A 17,109-nucleotide genomic window follows, 5' to 3' on the forward strand; every position below is an offset into this window, starting at 1 on the left:
TTATTCCCCCTTTAAATCTACAAGAATAGATGAAGCATGCTGCCCAATCTCTTCAGGACTCATACCGAGCACAAGAGCTTCAGCGATAATAGGTTTAAGTTGCTCGATAATCCTGTGACAATTTTCATTCGTGATACCTTCTTGAACTATAGGATTAATGATAGCCCCGGATTTCGGGACAATCCGTATGATTCCTTTATGCACCAGCTCATGATAGGACTTATTGACAGTGTGCATATTCACACTGAGGTCTGAAGCAAGAGCCCTCACGGAAGGTAACGCATCGCCTCCTTTTAATTGACCCCGTGCAATCAATTCAATGATCTGATTGGCTAATTGTGTGTAAATTGGAATATCTGAAGTTGGTTCGATTTGTATGAACAACTGGTCGCCTCCTAACTGTTCTATTATTAGTATAGCAGAACTGTTCTAATATATGTATAACAAACGTGTAGTTTAAAAAGATATTTGACGAGACACCGTTTAGTGTCCTATAATAAATATGACACTGAATGGTGTCTCTTTCTAATGTTTTAGACGTATAACAAGACAAATGATAGGGAAAATTGAAAGAGGAGGAGGTTGATCTTGAACGAAAAAAACTCAGTGACAGACGTTTATGGCGCAGTTGCTGATCCGACGAGGCGGAAACTAATTAGACTGTTGGCTGATATTGATGAACTGCCACTGCATGAGATAACGGTTCATTTTCAAATGGGGCGCACAGCCGTTTCTAAACATTTGTCAATTCTTAAGGAAGCTGGTCTCGTGAATGCTCGAAGAGTTGGCAGGGAAACGAGGTACCGTCTCAATGCGGAACCGCTGAAAGAAATTCAAGATTGGGTTACCTTCTACGAAGGATTCTGGAAAGACCGCTTTGCAAAACTAAACAAATTATTGGAGGAAGAATTATGAAACCTGATGTATCTTTAGATTTTCAATATAAAAGTTCGATCGATAAAGTTTGGAATGCGTTAACCAATTCAGAAAAGCTGGCAAAATGGATCTGGGATAATGATTTTAAAGCAGAAGTTGGACATAAGTTTCAATTCCGTGCAGAGCCAAACGAATGGTGGAATGGGATTGTAGATAGTGAAGTATTAGTAGTGGAGGAGCCTCATACAATTTCTTATACATGGGTAAGTGCAGGAGAAGCGACAACTGTCACATGGACATTGAAAGAAAGTGCAGAGGGAGGAACAGAGCTACATTTCGAACAATCTGGATTTAGTGAAGAAACCAAAGCACGCCAAGGGGCGATCGAGGGTGCTAAATATTCCTGGACGATGATGGGCGATCAGCTCGAAAAATTATTGGCAGCTTAAGTGCACTAAGAAAACTACACAAAAAAGACCAAGTGCGTCAACACTCAGTCAAATTATGTGGCTGCTCAAGATGCGTTGTTGGTCAGAGGAAATACGTGTTTACTAGTAACCATCTCATCTATTAAGGGGAAGATGGTTACTTTTTTTTGTTAACCACTTTTACTCATCTAATTCCTCAACAACTTCCGCATGTTCTTTCTTACTCTTCAAAATTGCTATGAAAGCATCAAGTTCACTTTTAGATAACTCGTCCAAGCGGTCTAACTGACCTTTTAAATAAGCCGTAGTAGGGTCGTCACTTTCAGTTTCTTTAATGAAATACGTGGCAATTGAACCTGTAATCATTCCAAGTAGCCCGATACCGAAGACCATTAGGACGATGGCAATGATTCTTCCTAAACCAGTTTCTACTGAAATATCACCATAGCCAACAGTAGTTGCAGTAACGACACTCCACCACAATGCATCCTCATATGTAGTAATGGATGGTTCAATAAATCGGATGGGAATTGCTGCTGCAAATATCAAGATTACGGTGAATGTCAAAATTCGTTGTAATCCGTTAATTTCTAAAATCGCAAGGGCAGGTTTCGCATACCTTTTCACAATGGTGAATGCTCGAACCACACGGATTAGACGGGCTAATCGAGCTAATTGGAACACCGAATCAAACGGAATAATAGCAATAATATCAAATGGATTTTTCTTAATGAATTCTAATTTATTGTTACTTTTGAAGAAACGAATGGATACATCTACAAAGAAGATGAACCAAACGATTTTATCAATATATTGTAAAGACTCATTTTGAATCCAGATAAAAGAAACGGAGAGGATGGCTAGTGAGAACATAAAGAGTTCATAGATGAGTTTAAAACGTTTTTTCATGACAACGGGTGACACTCCTTCAGTGATCAATAGGGATTAAAGTAATTATAATACTATATAAGCCGGGCAGTTTCTATTAATCAAGAAATAGAGTTGTTCGCGGGTTTCATAATCGAGTAAAACACTTTTGCCCATTCAGTAAAATAATTCGCTACATAATTTGTCGTTTTTTGTCGAAACGATTAATATGACTACTGAAATAGGGCGATTTACGTCCGTATAAACACATAAAACGAACATTTTTATTCGATGTCATTAAAACGTACGGTTTCATGTTGACCAAATGTTAATAGATTGGTAAGATGGTTACGAACTTACTTATATCTCTCATATATCTCCGGGAATATGGCCCGAACGTTTCTACCCGATAACCGTAAATTATCGGACTATGAGAGAAAGTGCACCCTTTACTTAAAATAGGTCTGTCCTTTTTTGTAAAAGGTAACTTATCCAGAGCAGGGAACTTTCTCTTTTTCGAGAATGTTCCCTGCTCTTTTCTATTTTTACGAGTCGTCCGAATATGGCATTGCAATGGCGTTTAAAGGCGTTCGCCATTGTAAACACTAGGTTCCAAAATTTAAAACGATGTACATATTTTCATTAACCGTAGGGGTGATTCCATGAACGTATTAGTGATTGGCAGAGGCGGTCGCGAGCATGCGCTGGCGAAGAAATGTTCGATGAGTAAACGTGTTCAAACTGTATTTGTTGCACCCGGCAATCCAGGGATGGAAGATGTAGCAGAACTAGTTCCGATTTCAGAAGAAAATCATTACGAACTAATTGCGTTCGCTAAAAAACATAACGTTTCATTAACGATCATAGGTCCTGAAACACCGTTGGTCAATGGCATTGTGGACGATTTCAAAGCAGCGGGCCTACAAGTATTCGGTCCTGACAAACAAGCTGCCATTATTGAAGGAAGTAAGACATTCTTAAACAAGCTCATGAAGACGTATCGAATTCCAACTGCTGCCTATGCAACCTTTACAGATTTTGAAACCGCTTTGCTTCATTTAGATAAAGTCGGCGTTCCGATTGTAATTAAAGCAGATGGACTTACTGATGGAAAAGGTGTCGTCGTTGCCCACACGAAAGAAGAGGCTGTTGAAGCACTTCTAGAATTGCTCGTGCAAGCAAAGTTTGGAGAAGCTTCGACATCTGTCATTATGGAGGAATTCCTGGAAGGTGAAGAATTTTCATTAATGGCTTTTGTGAATGGCAAGAATGTCTATCCGATGGAGATCGCACAAGGCCATAAGCGGGCATTTGACGGAGACACCGGTCCGAATACAGAGGGAATGGGAGCCTATTCCCCAGTTCCACAAATTCCCAAATACGTAATTTCAGACGCCATCGAACTAATTTTAGAACCTGCTGCGTACGCCATGGTAGCAGAAGATCGTTCTTTTACAGGTGTTCTCTACGCAGGAGTAATCGTAACAAATAAAGGACCGAAAGTAATTGAACTCCATGCATGTTTTGGTGATCCCGAGACGCAAGTCGTTTTGCCGCGATTAAAAAATGATTTGGTTGAAACACTCCTCGCTGTACTCGAAGGTAAGTCATACGAACTTGAATGGGATACCGCATCTGTCATCGGAGTTGTCATCGCAGCTGAAGGTTATCCAGATGAAGTTGCCATAGGAACTCAGCTAGTTGGTTTGGATACGATTAGTGCTGATCTAGATATTTATCATTCTAGTACTTCGAAGAATGAAAACGGAGAGTTTGTGACAAATGGCAGCCGAGTGGTCCTTGCGACTGCGAAGGGAAAGGACCTTCTTACTGCGCAGACGTTGGTTTATAAGGAGTTAGAAAAGATTCATGAAGAGGGTGTATTTTGGAGAAGTGATATTGGATATCGTGCTATTCAGTATGATTTTTCTTGAAATCTATAATAACTATCTAATTCCTTCGAACAATTCCAGGAAATAAATATTAGAAATAATGAAATCTAGTCTTTCAAACTAATGCCATGTAAAACCACCCTTGTCGCTCTAATTAAAAGGTGTGGTTTTTTGCGTTTGACCTGTGAAGTGAAAAGTAGGAAAGTAATGAGATTCGTCTTACTTTTGCAACTCACTAAACATATGATGTGTCGTTACAACACCTTACTTTTCGTGCTTTCTAATTAATCAAAATTGGGCGATTATGGTATGATAGGATAAATACTGTTCTTCCAATTGCGGTCCAGTTGATTTCATAGTCAAAGTGATGCTGATGTCTTCAGAAGTTAGTAAGTTGATCTGAGAAAAGAAAGTGGGAGACAAACATGAAAATAATCGGTCTTATCGGTGGAATGAGTTGGGAATCTTCAGCTGAATATTACAAAATCATCAACGAAGAAATTAAAAAAAGATTAGGTGGATTACACTCAGCAAAATGTCTTTTATACAGTGTTGATTTTGAAGAAATTGAACGTTTTCAGACCCAAGGTGAGTGGGAAAATGCTGGTGAAAAATTAGGAGACGCAGCTAGCTCACTAGAAAAAGCCGGGGCAGAATTTATTCTTATATGCACGAATACTATGCATAAGGTTGTAGATGCCATACAATCAAAAATCAATATCCCCATATTGCATATCGCTGATGCTACAGCAGAACAAATTAACAAACAAGAGATAACAAATATAGGATTACTTGGAACCCGATACACGATGGAACAGGACTTTTATAAATCACGGATCGAATCTAAGGGGATAAATGTTATTGTACCTGAGGCGGAAGAAAGAGAGATTGTAAACAAGATCATTTTTGATGAATTATGCCTTGGTAAGATTCATCAAGAATCCAGGGAGTATTATAAACGTATTATTCAAAACCTGATAATCTCTGGAGCCCAAGGGATTATACTAGGCTGTACTGAAATTGGACTATTAATAAAGCCAGGTGATTCCGAGGTTCCTCTATTTGATACAACCCATATACATGCTCTGGAAGCAGTAAACTTATCTTTGAAAAATTAAATGCTTGTTCAAGAAATCATCAATGAGTGGGATTCTATACGTATTCTTAATATGGGAGAGCCCGAAGATGAATACACACCGGCAGTAAAAGAAATAGCAGAGCTACTCAGTGATATGAAAACTGTTGATCCATTATCGATAGAGATACAACATCAAAACTTTGTTAGTGGCTTGGAAAAAGTCTAACTTACTCCACAGAATATATCATTGAAAAGAGCTATCCTGCTGCGTTAACTATCTGGAGAGAGTTATCATAAGTATTTTTTAATATAATCGAGGGCGTTAACTGAACACCTGTCGCCCAGCAAACCGACCACTATGCCAAAGCGTAATTTATATAGGTATAATGATTCAAAATTTAGGACATTAAAAGGAGAGAACTTAAATGGAAATATATCAAGCGACGATTGAGGACTTAGAAGGAGTTTCAAAGTTATTTAATTCATACCGTATGTTTTATGAAAAAACTTCAGACTTAGAGGGAGCAAGAATTTATATAAAAGAGCGTTTAGAAAATAAAGATTCCGTAATACTTGTTGTTAAAAAAGATCAAAAGTATCTAGGTTTTACGCAACTTTATCCTACGTTTTCATCAATCTCAATGAAAACTGCTTGGATATTAAATGATTTATATATTGATTCTGATGCTAGAAAACAAGGAATTGGAGAAATGCTTTTACATAAGGCGAAAGATTTCGCTATTGAAACAAGTGCCAAAAGTATAAGTCTAAGTACGGCATTGGATAACTTATCTGCTCAAAGACTGTATGAGAAGAATGGGTATGTAAGGGACTCTGAATTTTGTCAATATGAATTAAATTTACTTTAATAGTTTTTACTGCCTTCAAGAGTAGGGCGCGTTAATAGATATGGTCAACGCTACAGAAGATAATTGTAGAATAATACCATTTAAAAGTGTTTGAGAACAAAGTCGAAGAATTGTCGAGATGTTTTTGAAAGGTCATTTGTTATAGAAAGTTAAACCATATTACGGGGTTGTTCTAAAAGTCGATTATTAGTCGATTTTTAGAACAACCCTTTTTATGGTTTGAAATAACGCTCGCTTTAAGCACTACTATAAGATTGGTCTATTTAAACTAAAGCTGGGGTTAATACAAACAAAATATGATTGGATTCATCCCTTTTGTTTAAAAATCGATGTTTGACATTTGGTGGAATGCGTACAACATCTCCTTCGTTTAGTAAGTATTCGGTACCTTCAAGTTCGACATAAGCTTGTCCTTTCATGACGACTGCAATTTCTTCTTTGTCATCGTGTGAAAAGTGGCTTTCCGTAGTGGAAGCATGTGCATTTAAATCCATTATTAAGAGGTCAATTCGTGCTTTCATGAAATCTGGCGTCAAAACATCATAGACAATATGGTCGTTATTTTCACGATACACCTTCTTTCGATCTTTCTTTCTAGAAATGAGTGAATCGATATCAATTTCATTAATGAATAGCGTAAACAATGGCACATTTAATGCTTGTGCAATCAGTTCTAGTACACTTAACGATGGATTTGCTTGTCCTCTTTCTATTTGGCTAATAAGTGAGGTACTGATTCCTGCATAGTCGGCGAATTCACGAATTGTCATACCCGTCTTTTTACGATATTGTAAGACCGTTTGTCCGAGTCGATGGTTGTTCATATCGAAAATCCTTTCTAAAATAATGTATGTTTAACCCTTTTTGTGCTTACTTACTAAACATGGAGAATGAACACTGTTATCGATGATATTTTTGTTTTATACTTGCCTCTGCACCTGTACATTATAACGCATATTTTTTATTATTGTAAACACACATCAAGGAGGAGAATAGATTTGAAATCACCACTTATTTCTTACATGGCTTTATTTTTAGGCGTATTTGCTTTATCTACTTCAGCTATCTTCGTGAAATTAGCAGATGCACCTGCGACAATTACTGCATTTTATAGGATATTTTTTGCAACAGTAATACTTTTACCATTTTTGTTCTTCAATAAAAAGAACCGAACAGAATTATTTTCAATATCAAAAAAACAATGGGGAATTGGGGTATTATCGGGCGGATTTCTAGCAATTCATTATGTATTGTGGTTTGAATCATTAAACTACACTTCTGTAGCTAGTTCGACGGTTATAGTTACACTGCAGCCACTTTTCTCAATAATTGGAGGCTATTTCCTTTTTAAGGAGCGCTTCCGAAAAGGGGCTGTAATTGGCTGTCTCGTCGCAATTTTAGGAAGTATTATTATTGGATGGCAAGACTTTCAAATGAGTGGACAAGCCTTATTTGGCGATATACTTGCTTTTATTGCGGCGGGGGTCATTACAGGATACTTCTTCATTGGACAGCTTATTCGTAAAGAGATATCTCTTGTTCTATATTCAATTATTGGGTATGGAAGCAGTGCGATATTTTTAGGAACTTTTGCATTCAGTCAGCAACTACCTTTCTTTGATTATTCCGTAGATACATGGTGGTCCTTTATTGGATTAGCGTTTGTTGCAACCATATTAGGACAAACAATTTTTAATTGGCTATTGAAATGGATAAGTACCTCAGTTATTTCAATGAGTATATTAGGAGAAACAATAGGCACTTGCATACTCGCTTATTTCATTTTGGATGAGGTGATTTCTTTACAACAGGGAATGGGGATAGCAATTATTTTGATCGGTCTAGCATTATTTTTACTACAACAAAAAAATGTTAATAAAAAGCCAGATCAATCGGCGTTCAAAGAATAGATTTTATTCACGTACAACGATTGGATGAATCCCCTTAAAATAACCTCTTTGGTATATGTGGCTCATTTCGATAACACAATCGAGGACTTTGGTTGAACAACAAGAGATCGTCTACTGATGCTCTTTTTATGTCGAATCCGGACGATAACTTGTCGTTTCAACACCATATATTCCTTGCTCTTTAAATACTCCTAATTGGTTTATTATGGTATTATATAATAAATATTGTAATTCACAACTAGGCCATTGTCTTGAAAAGGAGTAAGAAGTGTCTGGGCAAGGAACTTTCGCGTTTGTTTCGAACATCGACACAATTCTCTAGTTCCTTTACGTTTTTAAATGAAGGATTCATCCCTCTTTTATCGAATTGTAAAACTATAGGAGGGATTATTCATGACAATCGAAGACGAAAACAAATTATCGGATATGCTGCTACAAAGTCTATATGACTATCACTTTGCCTATAACGGAGAAAGCTACACTCTTCCTAAATCAATGCTAAGTGCTGACGTAAATAGCAAATTGGCCATTGAATATCTTATCGATAAGGAATATGCAGTGGACACTGGAAAAGAATCGGCGAATCTTGTTTTAGCAATAACTGAGAAAGGCATGGAATATATAAAAAGTAAGCACATTCATTAAATAGGAAACAGAGACCGTCCTCATAAAGATGATATTTGTGCACCAAAACTCTCATGTACGCTTAAACATTCACTGTTAGTTCACGAACCGGTAGCATCCGCTTTTTGAAATTCATCACTAAAACCCATGCCTAGTAAATAAATTTACTAGGCATGGGTTTTAGGCATTTCTATTGGATAAGAAAAATATTTCCACAAGAAAGGCCATTTGATCATAAGGTATTTTAATATTCTTTAAAATACAGTCTGATAATCATTTCATCAATCAGCATAATAGGGTAGATGTAATTGAATCGTTTAGTAAACAATTTAATACAGTTGTTGGACCTTCCATACGACTACATCAAGAGAGGGGAGGGAAATGGATATATATTTCTATATTAATATGATCAGAAACATTATTCCTGCCTTTTTCCCAAACTAGTTAGTAATCAGAGAGGGAGGAAAGATTATTTAAAGAAGCTACCATATGCCGTGGAAACTGTATTGGTGGAGTATATTATTCTCTTTGACACACATTTACCAGGCAAACTGGAAGGGTTGTATATCCATTGCTCAATTGCACTTAATGCTTCCATGGATGATTCTAGTGACATCGACTTTATAACCGTAACAGACCGTCGATTACAAAAGAAAGATTTCAAGACTTTCTCGTTTATTCATTCCGGTTTAAATGCTGCTCAAGAAACTTACATGTTTGTATAAACCTTCACGTTTGTTTCACACACAGCGTATCTGACAATTAAAACCACTCTCAGTGGTTTTTTTGTTATTCTTGAAAAAGCTTCTATCACAAGACCTTTCATAAATGTTTAGCTCACAGGTAGCTTTCATGAAAACCAACTGAATAAAGTGGTATAGTTAGAAAAATAAAAAGGCATGTAAACAGTATTTATTCAGCCAAGATTGAGGGATTTTCGTGTATCTAATGATAATTTTTTTAGCGTTTGGTATATTGACGGGATTTTTATCAAGTATGTTCGGATTTGGCGGGGGACTAGTTGTAATACCCGTATTGTATTTGTTGTTACCGAAACTGAATGTACCTGACTCATTGGTTATGCATGTTGCAATAGGAACGTCGCTTGCTATCATGATTGTCAATTCAATAAACTCAACAATATCCCATCATCGTAAAGCACATATTATATGGTTCATCTTTTTCCAGCTAGCACCCGCAATTGCAGTAGGGGCATTAATCGGAGGCCTTTCCTCACCCTTTGTCACAGGCGATGTTCTCAGATACTTATTTATACTTCTTGTTATTTATACACTAGTATCTTCTCTACTTAAAAGATCATTTATCGAGGTTAACACGGAGAGCATTATGATGCCAAGTCGTACCAAAACATCATTTGTAGGAGTGGGGATTGGTTTTATTGCCACATTACTTGGTGTTGGTGGAAGTTTGATGACTATCCCGTTCTTGCGAAATTGTCGATTAAAAATGGTCAATGCCGTCTCGCTCGCGACCCCATTAAGCCTACCTATAGCAATCTTAGGGGCTGGAACCTCTATATTTAATGGATTGCAGCAGCCCGATCTTCCTTCTTGGTCTTTTGGCTTTGTTTATATTCCGGCATTTATTGGCATTGTTGTTGGAGGATTTATAGGCGTCCCTGTTGGAACGCGCGTTGCACATCGTCTGCCCGACCAATTATTTTCCAAGATCTATTTGGCATTGCTTGTAGTAGTGGTGTTTACCATGATTTTTGAATAACAATTGAATAATATCGTGTTACATACGCAAGAAAAAAGACATTAACTTTCTTTCTCCATTGTTTCTAGTTTCTTAGTTAATTGATCAATTTGTTTTGCATAGATTCAAGTTGATTTGATTGATCTGATTGGGTTTGTGCATCTAGAATACTTTGGTTTTCTAGTTGTTGAAGTACAATTCCTGCACCAATTGACTGAAGACCATCGCCTAATGTGGAGAGTAATGTTCCGATAAATCCAATTCTAGCAGCGTAAATTTCAGGGGAAGTACCATCTACATCCATTGGGTTATTATTGAAGTTATTAATGGTTACACATCCTTTATTGAATAATGGCTTATAACTTATAGTATGAAGTGGTTACCAAAACGTTGTGATAAATAAAGGCTTGTTACTTTGAATGACAATTACTATTTCGGGACATATTTGTATGTGTATTAGACTTTCTAGAATGAAGAACACACAGGAAGCTAAAAATATGCGTTTAATGACGCCGGAAGTAATCGTGTTTATAGTTGCGAGAACTTTCCTAAGTATCTTTAGCTTAGAACTGGGAATACTAAGCAAATGTGATAAACACAGTATGATTACGGGACAAGCATTTGAGTTACAGCACTCCGCGATCAAGTAGGGCTGAACATTGAGGGAGTTGGAACGATTTTTCTAATATGCAAATTACACTCTGATGATCGGAGAAAGATTCAAGGGGAGCATTAAGAAAAACGAATACGATTTTTCTGAGGGTCAATTATTATTTCTTAAACCCTCGTAAGCGGATTAGTTTAGTAAAAGGTTCATGCCCAAGTAACTTTCAAATTTGTTTAAACATTCACGTTTGTTTCTTGCACAAGTACCTTTCACTAACATTAAAAACAGTTTTGTTAGTCTTGCAATTTCGTAAAAATAATGGATTATAGAAACTTTCATGGTAAGGTAAAGAATATACTGATGTTGAGGCTTTGTTCGAACACAAGACTCTCATCTATTCCGTTTTTCGTAAATTCAAACACGGAACCATTGTTTAGTCCGTTTTTCACGGTGCGAAACATGAGTTAATAAATATGTATAAAAAACTATTATTAAAGGGGAATACTTTCATGACAAATTTCAACGCAGTATCCGCAAAAAGTACAGATAAAGCTCCAAATGGTAACGGTTTATATTCACAAACTGTAGCTTTCTCTCATTACAATAATCTTTCAGCTCAATTGCCGATCGAACCTAAAACAGGTAAATTGGTGGCTGGTGGTATAAAAGAGCAGGCTGAACAGTGCTTTAAGAATATTGAAGCAATTGTAAACAGCATCGATCACGTGATGAGCGATATCGTTAGAATCACTGTATTCGTTACGGATATCCAAGATGTTGACGCTGTAAACGAAGTGTATAAAACATTCTTCCCAACCTATGTTCCTTCACGGACAACTGTTGCAGTTGCAGCTTTGCCTATGGATGCTTTAGTACAAATAGAAGCACTTGTTACACACGGCGAAGGGTCAATTCCAAACGCACCACAAGCAGGTGATCTCATCAAGCTGACAAATAACACGGCAAATGCACCAACATGTGCTCTGTCTACACAAACTGTATCTTTCTCTCATTACAATAATCTTTCAGCTCAGTTGCCAATCGATCCTAAAACGGGCAGATTGGTAACAGGCGGTGCAAAAGAGCAGGCTGGACAATGCTTGAAAAACGTCAAGGCAATCTTAGAAAGTATTGACGTTCCTTTAGACGATATTGTTAAAATTAATATCTTCCTTACAAACCTTTCGGACACTGAAGCGGTAAACGAAGTGTATAAAACATTCTTCCCTGACTCAGCTATCGCTAGAGCAGTTGCCTATGTACCTGCACGAACAACAGTCGAAGCTTCAGCTTTACCTATGGGGGCTTTGGTGCAAATTGAAGCAGTAGTGTCACATGGTGACGGTACACCACCACAAGCTATAGAAGACAGACACGGAATCGTTATATGGGCAAAAAACACTGAAAATGCACCAAAGAGTTCTTTATCTACACAAACTGTAGCATTCTCTCATTACAATCACCTCTCAGCTCAATTGCCTTTGGATCCAAAAACTGGTGAATTGGTATCTGGTGGTGTAAAAGAGCAGGCTGAACAGTGTTTGAAAAATATCAAAGCAATTGTAGAAAGCATTGACCACGTATTGGACGATGTAGTTAAAGTAAATATCTTCGTTAAAAACATTGCAGACATGGATGCGGTGGATGAAGCTTACAAAACATTCTTCCCTGGCGGAGTGCCAGCACGTAGAACAGTTGGCGTGTCAGCTTTACCTAATGATGCACTCATCCAAATCGATGTAGTTGTAGGAAACGCTGAAGGAACACCTCCAAAAGCGTAATAGATTTTTTGTAAATACTGGAACGATCAAAGTACCACGTTAATGCCGATGGTGCATGTAAAAAAAGCAGTTCCTATAGTAAAACGCATCGAGATTTTAGCCGATTATGGCTGAGATCTCGATGTTTTTTGTTTTAGAGTATGACAAACGTCAGCCTGCATACAGTCAAACAACGCTTATTCAATTCATCCGCAAGGTAATGCATTGAGAGCGTGCGATTAACACAGATCTGTCAGAGATCCTATTCACGTATGAGAAGAACCAGATGATCGACTGAATGGGGGGGCAAACGTACTACCTAACAAACAATGGTCAGAAAAAGGATTAAAGTAGCACTATACTTTTTTTGACGAAAAGAACAGAACGGAATTATGACTCATTAGCTTTTCCGAAGTTAGAAGTAGAATCAAGGACAAAGGGACTACATATTTCTTTACAAAATGGTTTTATTGAGTAGTTTGCATCATTCTTTACAAAAGCTTTACACCATATTTTAACACTATAGTCTATAATCTAAATTGACTATGAATAGTGGGGGCCCAAAGGTATGAGATTAAGCGTCAGAAGAAGAATATGGTTTGGTTTTCTACTTTTACTAACAATTTTAGTGGTTGTCGGTGTATCAGGAATATTGTCACTTTCTAAATTAAACAACGAATATCGATTTTTAATTGATGATAAAATAAAGAAAGTACTATTATTCGAACAGATTTTGTCTGAACAAAACGAAGAAGCAAAAAATATCCGTGGATATATCATCTATAAGGATGAGTCACATGTTGACCAACGGAAGGAAAACATGAACTCAATTAATGGGAAATTGAAAGAACTGAATAAAATTGTTCGAACGCCATCGGCACGTGAATTATTGAAGGAAGTGATAGAAGCCTCAAAAAGTTATGAAGAAATTAGTGAACTGACTATCCGAGATGTCAGTGAAGGAAATATCGAAAGTGCAATGGCTTTAGCGGAGGAAGCTGCCTATTATCAAGATTCCGTTACAGTAACTCTAAAAAAACTAATTGACCATCAAAAAAGAGAACAAGTGAAGACGGAACAGTCTTTGCTAGCTGTTTTAAATTGGATTAAAATTGTAATAGCTAGCTTGATGATCATCGCTTTCATTGCAAGCATTGTTGTTGCTCAAAGAATCAGTATAAGTATCGCCAGACCAGTCGAGAAAATGACAGAAGCATTGAAAAAGATTGCTATGGGAGATTTTACTGCAGATGCCTTACTAATTCGAAACAAAGATGAAATTGGAGAAATGGCTATTGCTTTCAATAAAATGACTAAAGACTTAAAGGGAATTTTATCGATGGTAAGATACTCAGCCACTCAGCTTGCAGAACAAGCTGAAAACTTATCTGCTGGTTCTGAGGAAAGTCTTGCTTCTTCTGATACTATTTCGGAAATTACAGAGAGAAATAGGTTGGCGAGCAGTTCCCAAGTAACGACAGTCACCGAATCCAATTGCTACATAGAAGAGATGCTGCAAGGGATATCTCAAATGAATGAAGACAATAATCAAATGCTACAAGCTTCCGAGTCGGTTTCTCAACTCGTATCAACTGGAAGGAAAAGAGTGAAAGAATTTACAGAACAAATGGAGAAAATTAGTTATAGCATTTCGCAATCTTCTGTAACAATAAGTGAAATGGCTATGTATTCGGAACGAATTAGGCAAGTGACAACACTGATTACAACAATTGCTGAACAAACAAATTTACTTGCATTGAATGCTGCCATAGAAGCTGCAAGAGCGGGTGAACATGGCAAAGGATTTGCAGTCGTTGCGGAGGAAGTCAGGCATCTTGCAGAACAATCGAAACGTTCCGCGAAAGAAATAGGCAAGATGATTGATGATATGGTTCACAAAGTGGACAGCGCGGTAGGTAGTGTTGAAGAAGGATCAAACCAAATTACAAAAGGGCAATCCGTGTCAAAAGAGACGGAGAAAGTGTTTTATGGCATTGAAGATGCAACACTTAAGATGAATGATAAACTGTCAGCTGTTAGCAGAACAATTGAACAAGTACGCACAAAGACAGATGAGGTTTTCGAGGGTTCAAAAAGAGTGGAACAGCTTGCTATTCAAGCCTCATACGAATCGAACTCGGTAAGTGCTGCAACTGAAGAACAACTTTCTGTAAATGAAGAGATTTCCTCAAATGCACAAAGTTTAGCTCAGGTTGCTGAAAAACTTCAGAACGAAGTCAGGAAATTCAAAGTTTAAATTAAAGAAAGTGGAAAAATCACATGCGGAGTCTATAGGGGTAAGTACCGCACTGTGAGTGAATGCGGAAGTAACAGGTAGCTTAACATAAGGGTGTCCTTGGTGACAGGGACAACCTTCCTGTCTGATGAACACAACCTTCATATTAGTCTATGTGCAAACGGATATGTTTCATGACAAAACAAAGCCCTTTCTATTGAAGCTTTTATTGTGTCGCATCCTGACCATAACTTATCAAAACACCTTATATAGGTGTTTTTTAATTACTCCCAATTGGGTGATTATGGTACGATGGAGATAGATTTTGGTCTTCAACTAACATGAAGTTTAGTTGAAAAGAGAGGGAGAACTTTTTAAATGAGAAAGCAATTAGTTCCAATCATACTTTTACTTACAACAGCATTGTTTCTTGCAGGTTGCGCAGATGCTCCCAAGCAAAATGATGACAGTGATCGAGTCGAAGAGAACCAATCTACTGAAAATCAGGATAGTACGAAAGTAAATGACTCTTTAGACAAAGTAGACCACAAAGCCGAAGTAGAAGCAAAGTTAGATTCTGACCAGTCGGGAAGCGATACTAGTAGTTCTAATGAAACTTCCTCAAAAGAAACTAATGATACCAACAACAAAGTAAACACTCCACTATCTGACTATTCTTCTAAAGAGATTGAATTTGCCCGTATTTGGTTACAGTTTGGTGCAAATCAAGACGTTGATCGGATATACGCTCAACATATCCCATCGGGTAAACCGCTAAATTCTAATGATGAATCGACTGTTAATTACCCAGAAGATGTTGTTCAATTATCGGGAACTCGCTTAGTAGATGGCGTGGTAACTTATAGTAGCAATGGAGATGGAACGATTAATATTTATAATGTTCCTAAGCGTTGGGATGGTCATAATCCGGCTGGTGAAGAATTTTATAAAAAAATTATTGAGGATACTGAACGAAGATCAGTTGATCTAGGTGAAGATGAAAAAGTTGAACAATTGATTAGAATACTTGAACTCGATTAGTATGTCCTTTGGCCAAATTGAGGGTTTATGTGAAGAGGTGAAATATGAAGTACGTAACGGGTTTGTATATTGTTATGGCTATAATGGTAGCTGTGAATTTGATCAGTGAGTTTATTTTTAAGGGTGAGTATTCAGCTATTGCCAGTTGGGCCATAGTCATGCTTTTCCTCTTAGGAGGTGTATTTTTTGCTAATGCAAGATACTATTTGTCGAGAAAGTAATAGGCAACAAATGGTGGCAGTGGCGGAAGAAGCTACTAAAATAATCTTGAATTATCGTCGCGCTTTTTGAACCAGAGTTTGTCATTATGAAGATCTGAGCAAAAACTATCGTGTTTGTTTAACCATTCACGTTTGTTTCACGCACAGGTAATTCTAATTTAATTTGTATGAGATAGAGTTTTAATTTAATGCGACACAAGTTAATGAAATACATCTTTTGAATAGCATGGTTTAGTTTGCTCAGAAAACACTTAATATACTAATTGTTTTAAATATTATTGACAATATTTATAGATATGGTAAATTTAACATACTCAGGTGAATAAAAGGAGACCAAAATGAGATATTTTAAATTAATCGCCTCAGTTTTAATCGTTTTTTGCGTAATACAGATAGCTCCGATTGTTTCCGATGCTTCTGCTTTAGATGATACATTAATTACTCAAAGTTCCGAAAAGAGAACTGTACTGAGTGATAAGTTAGTACAAGTGCAAACGTATTGTTCAGATAACAAAACTTATCAGAGAGAATTTAGAGAAAAGAAAACACTAGTTGAGACCTATAACTCTTCTGGAACAGTAGTTGGGAGCAAGATTCTTACAGAAACATATTGGACTAAGCCTATATTGATTGGTAGCGGTTGCAGAATTCAGAGCTACCAAGTTAATATCCAATAAACAAATAATAAAAGAGTTCACCTGAGTATACTCTACAAATTAGGAGTCGGCCCTTGAAACTCTACTTAACGCTATCCCTGCGAAAACGGAAAACGCTCTATCTCATTATCTGTCTCGTTCTTTCCTTACTGGTAGTCGGTTATTTAGGCGCTGTAAAGATTACTGAAAAGAGAGATTTAGTCGTGCAGGCCGGACTGGAAGGAAACTGGCGGTATGATTATGACATTTTGGTGCTTCCGAAATCGGGTACCAGCTATTCTGAGAAAAAAGAAGACTTCCTTCCTCCAAACAGCTCTATCATGAA

The 17,109-nt window shown here is 37.2% G+C and carries 17 protein-coding genes and 1 riboswitch; of the genes, 13 read left to right on the plus strand and 4 right to left on the minus strand.

Annotated elements, in window-relative coordinates:
* Window positions 1–384, minus strand: coding sequence for a GntR family transcriptional regulator (locus DVB69_RS10540; RefSeq protein ID WP_116019069.1), 384 nt, complete (start codon window positions 382–384; stop codon window positions 1–3).
* A gap of 204 nt (window positions 385–588) precedes the next feature.
* Between DVB69_RS10540 and DVB69_RS10545 the strand changes: the two genes are divergently transcribed.
* Together DVB69_RS10545 and DVB69_RS10550 are read left to right on the plus strand one after the other, a co-directional pair.
* Entirely contained in the window at window positions 589–915 is a 327-nt protein-coding gene (locus DVB69_RS10545) for an ArsR/SmtB family transcription factor (protein WP_116019070.1), read from the plus strand.
* Window positions 912–1,325, plus strand: a complete 414-nt coding sequence (locus tag DVB69_RS10550; protein ID WP_116019071.1) for an SRPBCC family protein — start codon at window positions 912–914, stop codon at window positions 1,323–1,325. The genes DVB69_RS10545 and DVB69_RS10550 overlap by 4 nt, the downstream gene beginning before the upstream one ends.
* A 159-nt stretch (window positions 1,326–1,484) precedes the next feature.
* Here DVB69_RS10550 and DVB69_RS10555 read toward each other — a convergent pair whose 3' ends face one another.
* On the minus strand, window positions 1,485–2,213 hold the full coding sequence (locus DVB69_RS10555) for a potassium channel family protein (RefSeq protein WP_116019072.1): 729 nt from the start codon (window positions 2,211–2,213) through the stop codon (window positions 1,485–1,487).
* Between the two features lie 307 nt (window positions 2,214–2,520).
* Window positions 2,521–2,622, plus strand: a riboswitch (purine riboswitch).
* Window positions 2,623–2,833: 211 nt separating this feature from the next.
* Between DVB69_RS10555 and purD the strand changes: the two genes are divergently transcribed.
* The 3 genes from purD to DVB69_RS10575 all read left to right on the plus strand — a co-directional run bounded on the left by purD (window position 2,834) and on the right by DVB69_RS10575 (window position 6,010).
* Complete coding sequence (purD, locus tag DVB69_RS10560) at window positions 2,834–4,105, plus strand: phosphoribosylamine--glycine ligase (protein ID WP_116019073.1); 1,272 nt, start codon at window positions 2,834–2,836, stop codon at window positions 4,103–4,105.
* A 383-nt stretch (window positions 4,106–4,488) separates the two neighbouring features.
* Window positions 4,489–5,181, plus strand: a complete 693-nt coding sequence (locus tag DVB69_RS10565; RefSeq protein WP_116019074.1) for an aspartate/glutamate racemase family protein — start codon at window positions 4,489–4,491, stop codon at window positions 5,179–5,181.
* Window positions 5,182–5,566: 385 nt separating this feature from the next.
* The gene (locus DVB69_RS10575) at window positions 5,567–6,010 is read left to right on the plus strand and encodes a GNAT family N-acetyltransferase (RefSeq protein ID WP_116019076.1); all 444 of its coding nucleotides are present in this window, start codon (window positions 5,567–5,569) and stop codon (window positions 6,008–6,010) included.
* Between the two features lie 263 nt (window positions 6,011–6,273).
* On the opposite strand, the gene DVB69_RS10580 is transcribed toward DVB69_RS10575, so the two are convergent.
* Window positions 6,274–6,834 (minus strand): helix-turn-helix domain-containing protein, encoded by a 561-nt coding sequence (locus DVB69_RS10580; RefSeq protein WP_116019077.1) that lies wholly within the window; start codon window positions 6,832–6,834, stop codon window positions 6,274–6,276.
* Window positions 6,835–7,008: 174 nt separating this feature from the next.
* On the opposite strand from DVB69_RS10580, the gene DVB69_RS10585 reads away from it, so the two are divergent.
* The 4 genes from DVB69_RS10585 (at window position 7,009) to DVB69_RS10600 (ending at window position 10,284) form a co-directional block, all read left to right on the plus strand.
* Window positions 7,009–7,920, plus strand: a complete 912-nt coding sequence (locus DVB69_RS10585; RefSeq protein WP_116019078.1) for a DMT family transporter — start codon at window positions 7,009–7,011, stop codon at window positions 7,918–7,920.
* 393 nt (window positions 7,921–8,313) lie between these two features.
* Window positions 8,314–8,565 carry a hypothetical protein gene (locus tag DVB69_RS10590; RefSeq protein WP_116019079.1) on the plus strand — a complete coding sequence of 84 codons (252 nt, stop codon included), beginning with the start codon at window positions 8,314–8,316 and terminating at the stop codon, window positions 8,563–8,565.
* Window positions 8,566–9,038: 473 nt separating this feature from the next.
* The gene (locus DVB69_RS10595) at window positions 9,039–9,269 is read left to right on the plus strand and encodes a hypothetical protein (protein ID WP_116019080.1); all 231 of its coding nucleotides are present in this window, start codon (window positions 9,039–9,041) and stop codon (window positions 9,267–9,269) included.
* A gap of 223 nt (window positions 9,270–9,492) precedes the next feature.
* Window positions 9,493–10,284 carry a sulfite exporter TauE/SafE family protein gene (locus DVB69_RS10600; protein WP_233505379.1) on the plus strand — a complete coding sequence of 264 codons (792 nt, stop codon included), beginning with the start codon at window positions 9,493–9,495 and terminating at the stop codon, window positions 10,282–10,284.
* A gap of 76 nt (window positions 10,285–10,360) precedes the next feature.
* Here the strand turns inward: DVB69_RS10600 and DVB69_RS10605 are convergent, their stop codons facing one another.
* Window positions 10,361–10,567 carry a hypothetical protein gene (locus DVB69_RS10605; protein WP_116019082.1) on the minus strand — a complete coding sequence of 69 codons (207 nt, stop codon included), beginning with the start codon at window positions 10,565–10,567 and terminating at the stop codon, window positions 10,361–10,363.
* A gap of 812 nt (window positions 10,568–11,379) precedes the next feature.
* Here DVB69_RS10605 and DVB69_RS10610 point away from each other — a divergent pair.
* From DVB69_RS10610 to DVB69_RS10625, 4 genes are all read left to right on the plus strand, one after another.
* Window positions 11,380–12,651 carry a RidA family protein gene (locus DVB69_RS10610; RefSeq protein ID WP_116019083.1) on the plus strand — a complete coding sequence of 424 codons (1,272 nt, stop codon included), beginning with the start codon at window positions 11,380–11,382 and terminating at the stop codon, window positions 12,649–12,651.
* Window positions 12,652–13,198: 547 nt separating this feature from the next.
* The gene (locus DVB69_RS10615; RefSeq protein WP_116019084.1) at window positions 13,199–14,887 is read left to right on the plus strand and encodes a methyl-accepting chemotaxis protein; all 1,689 of its coding nucleotides are present in this window, start codon (window positions 13,199–13,201) and stop codon (window positions 14,885–14,887) included.
* A 357-nt stretch (window positions 14,888–15,244) separates the two neighbouring features.
* Window positions 15,245–15,907: a hypothetical protein gene (locus DVB69_RS10620; protein ID WP_116019085.1), complete on the plus strand. Its 663-nt coding sequence runs from the start codon at window positions 15,245–15,247 to the stop codon at window positions 15,905–15,907.
* Window positions 15,908–16,466: 559 nt separating this feature from the next.
* Window positions 16,467–16,805 (plus strand): hypothetical protein, encoded by a 339-nt coding sequence (locus DVB69_RS10625; RefSeq protein ID WP_116019086.1) that lies wholly within the window; start codon window positions 16,467–16,469, stop codon window positions 16,803–16,805.
* Window positions 16,806–17,109: the final 304 nt, after the last annotated feature.

Origin of the sequence: Sporosarcina sp. BI001-red (assembly GCF_003384035.1) — a bacterium.
Lineage (GTDB): Bacteria > Bacillota > Bacilli > Bacillales_A > Planococcaceae > Sporosarcina.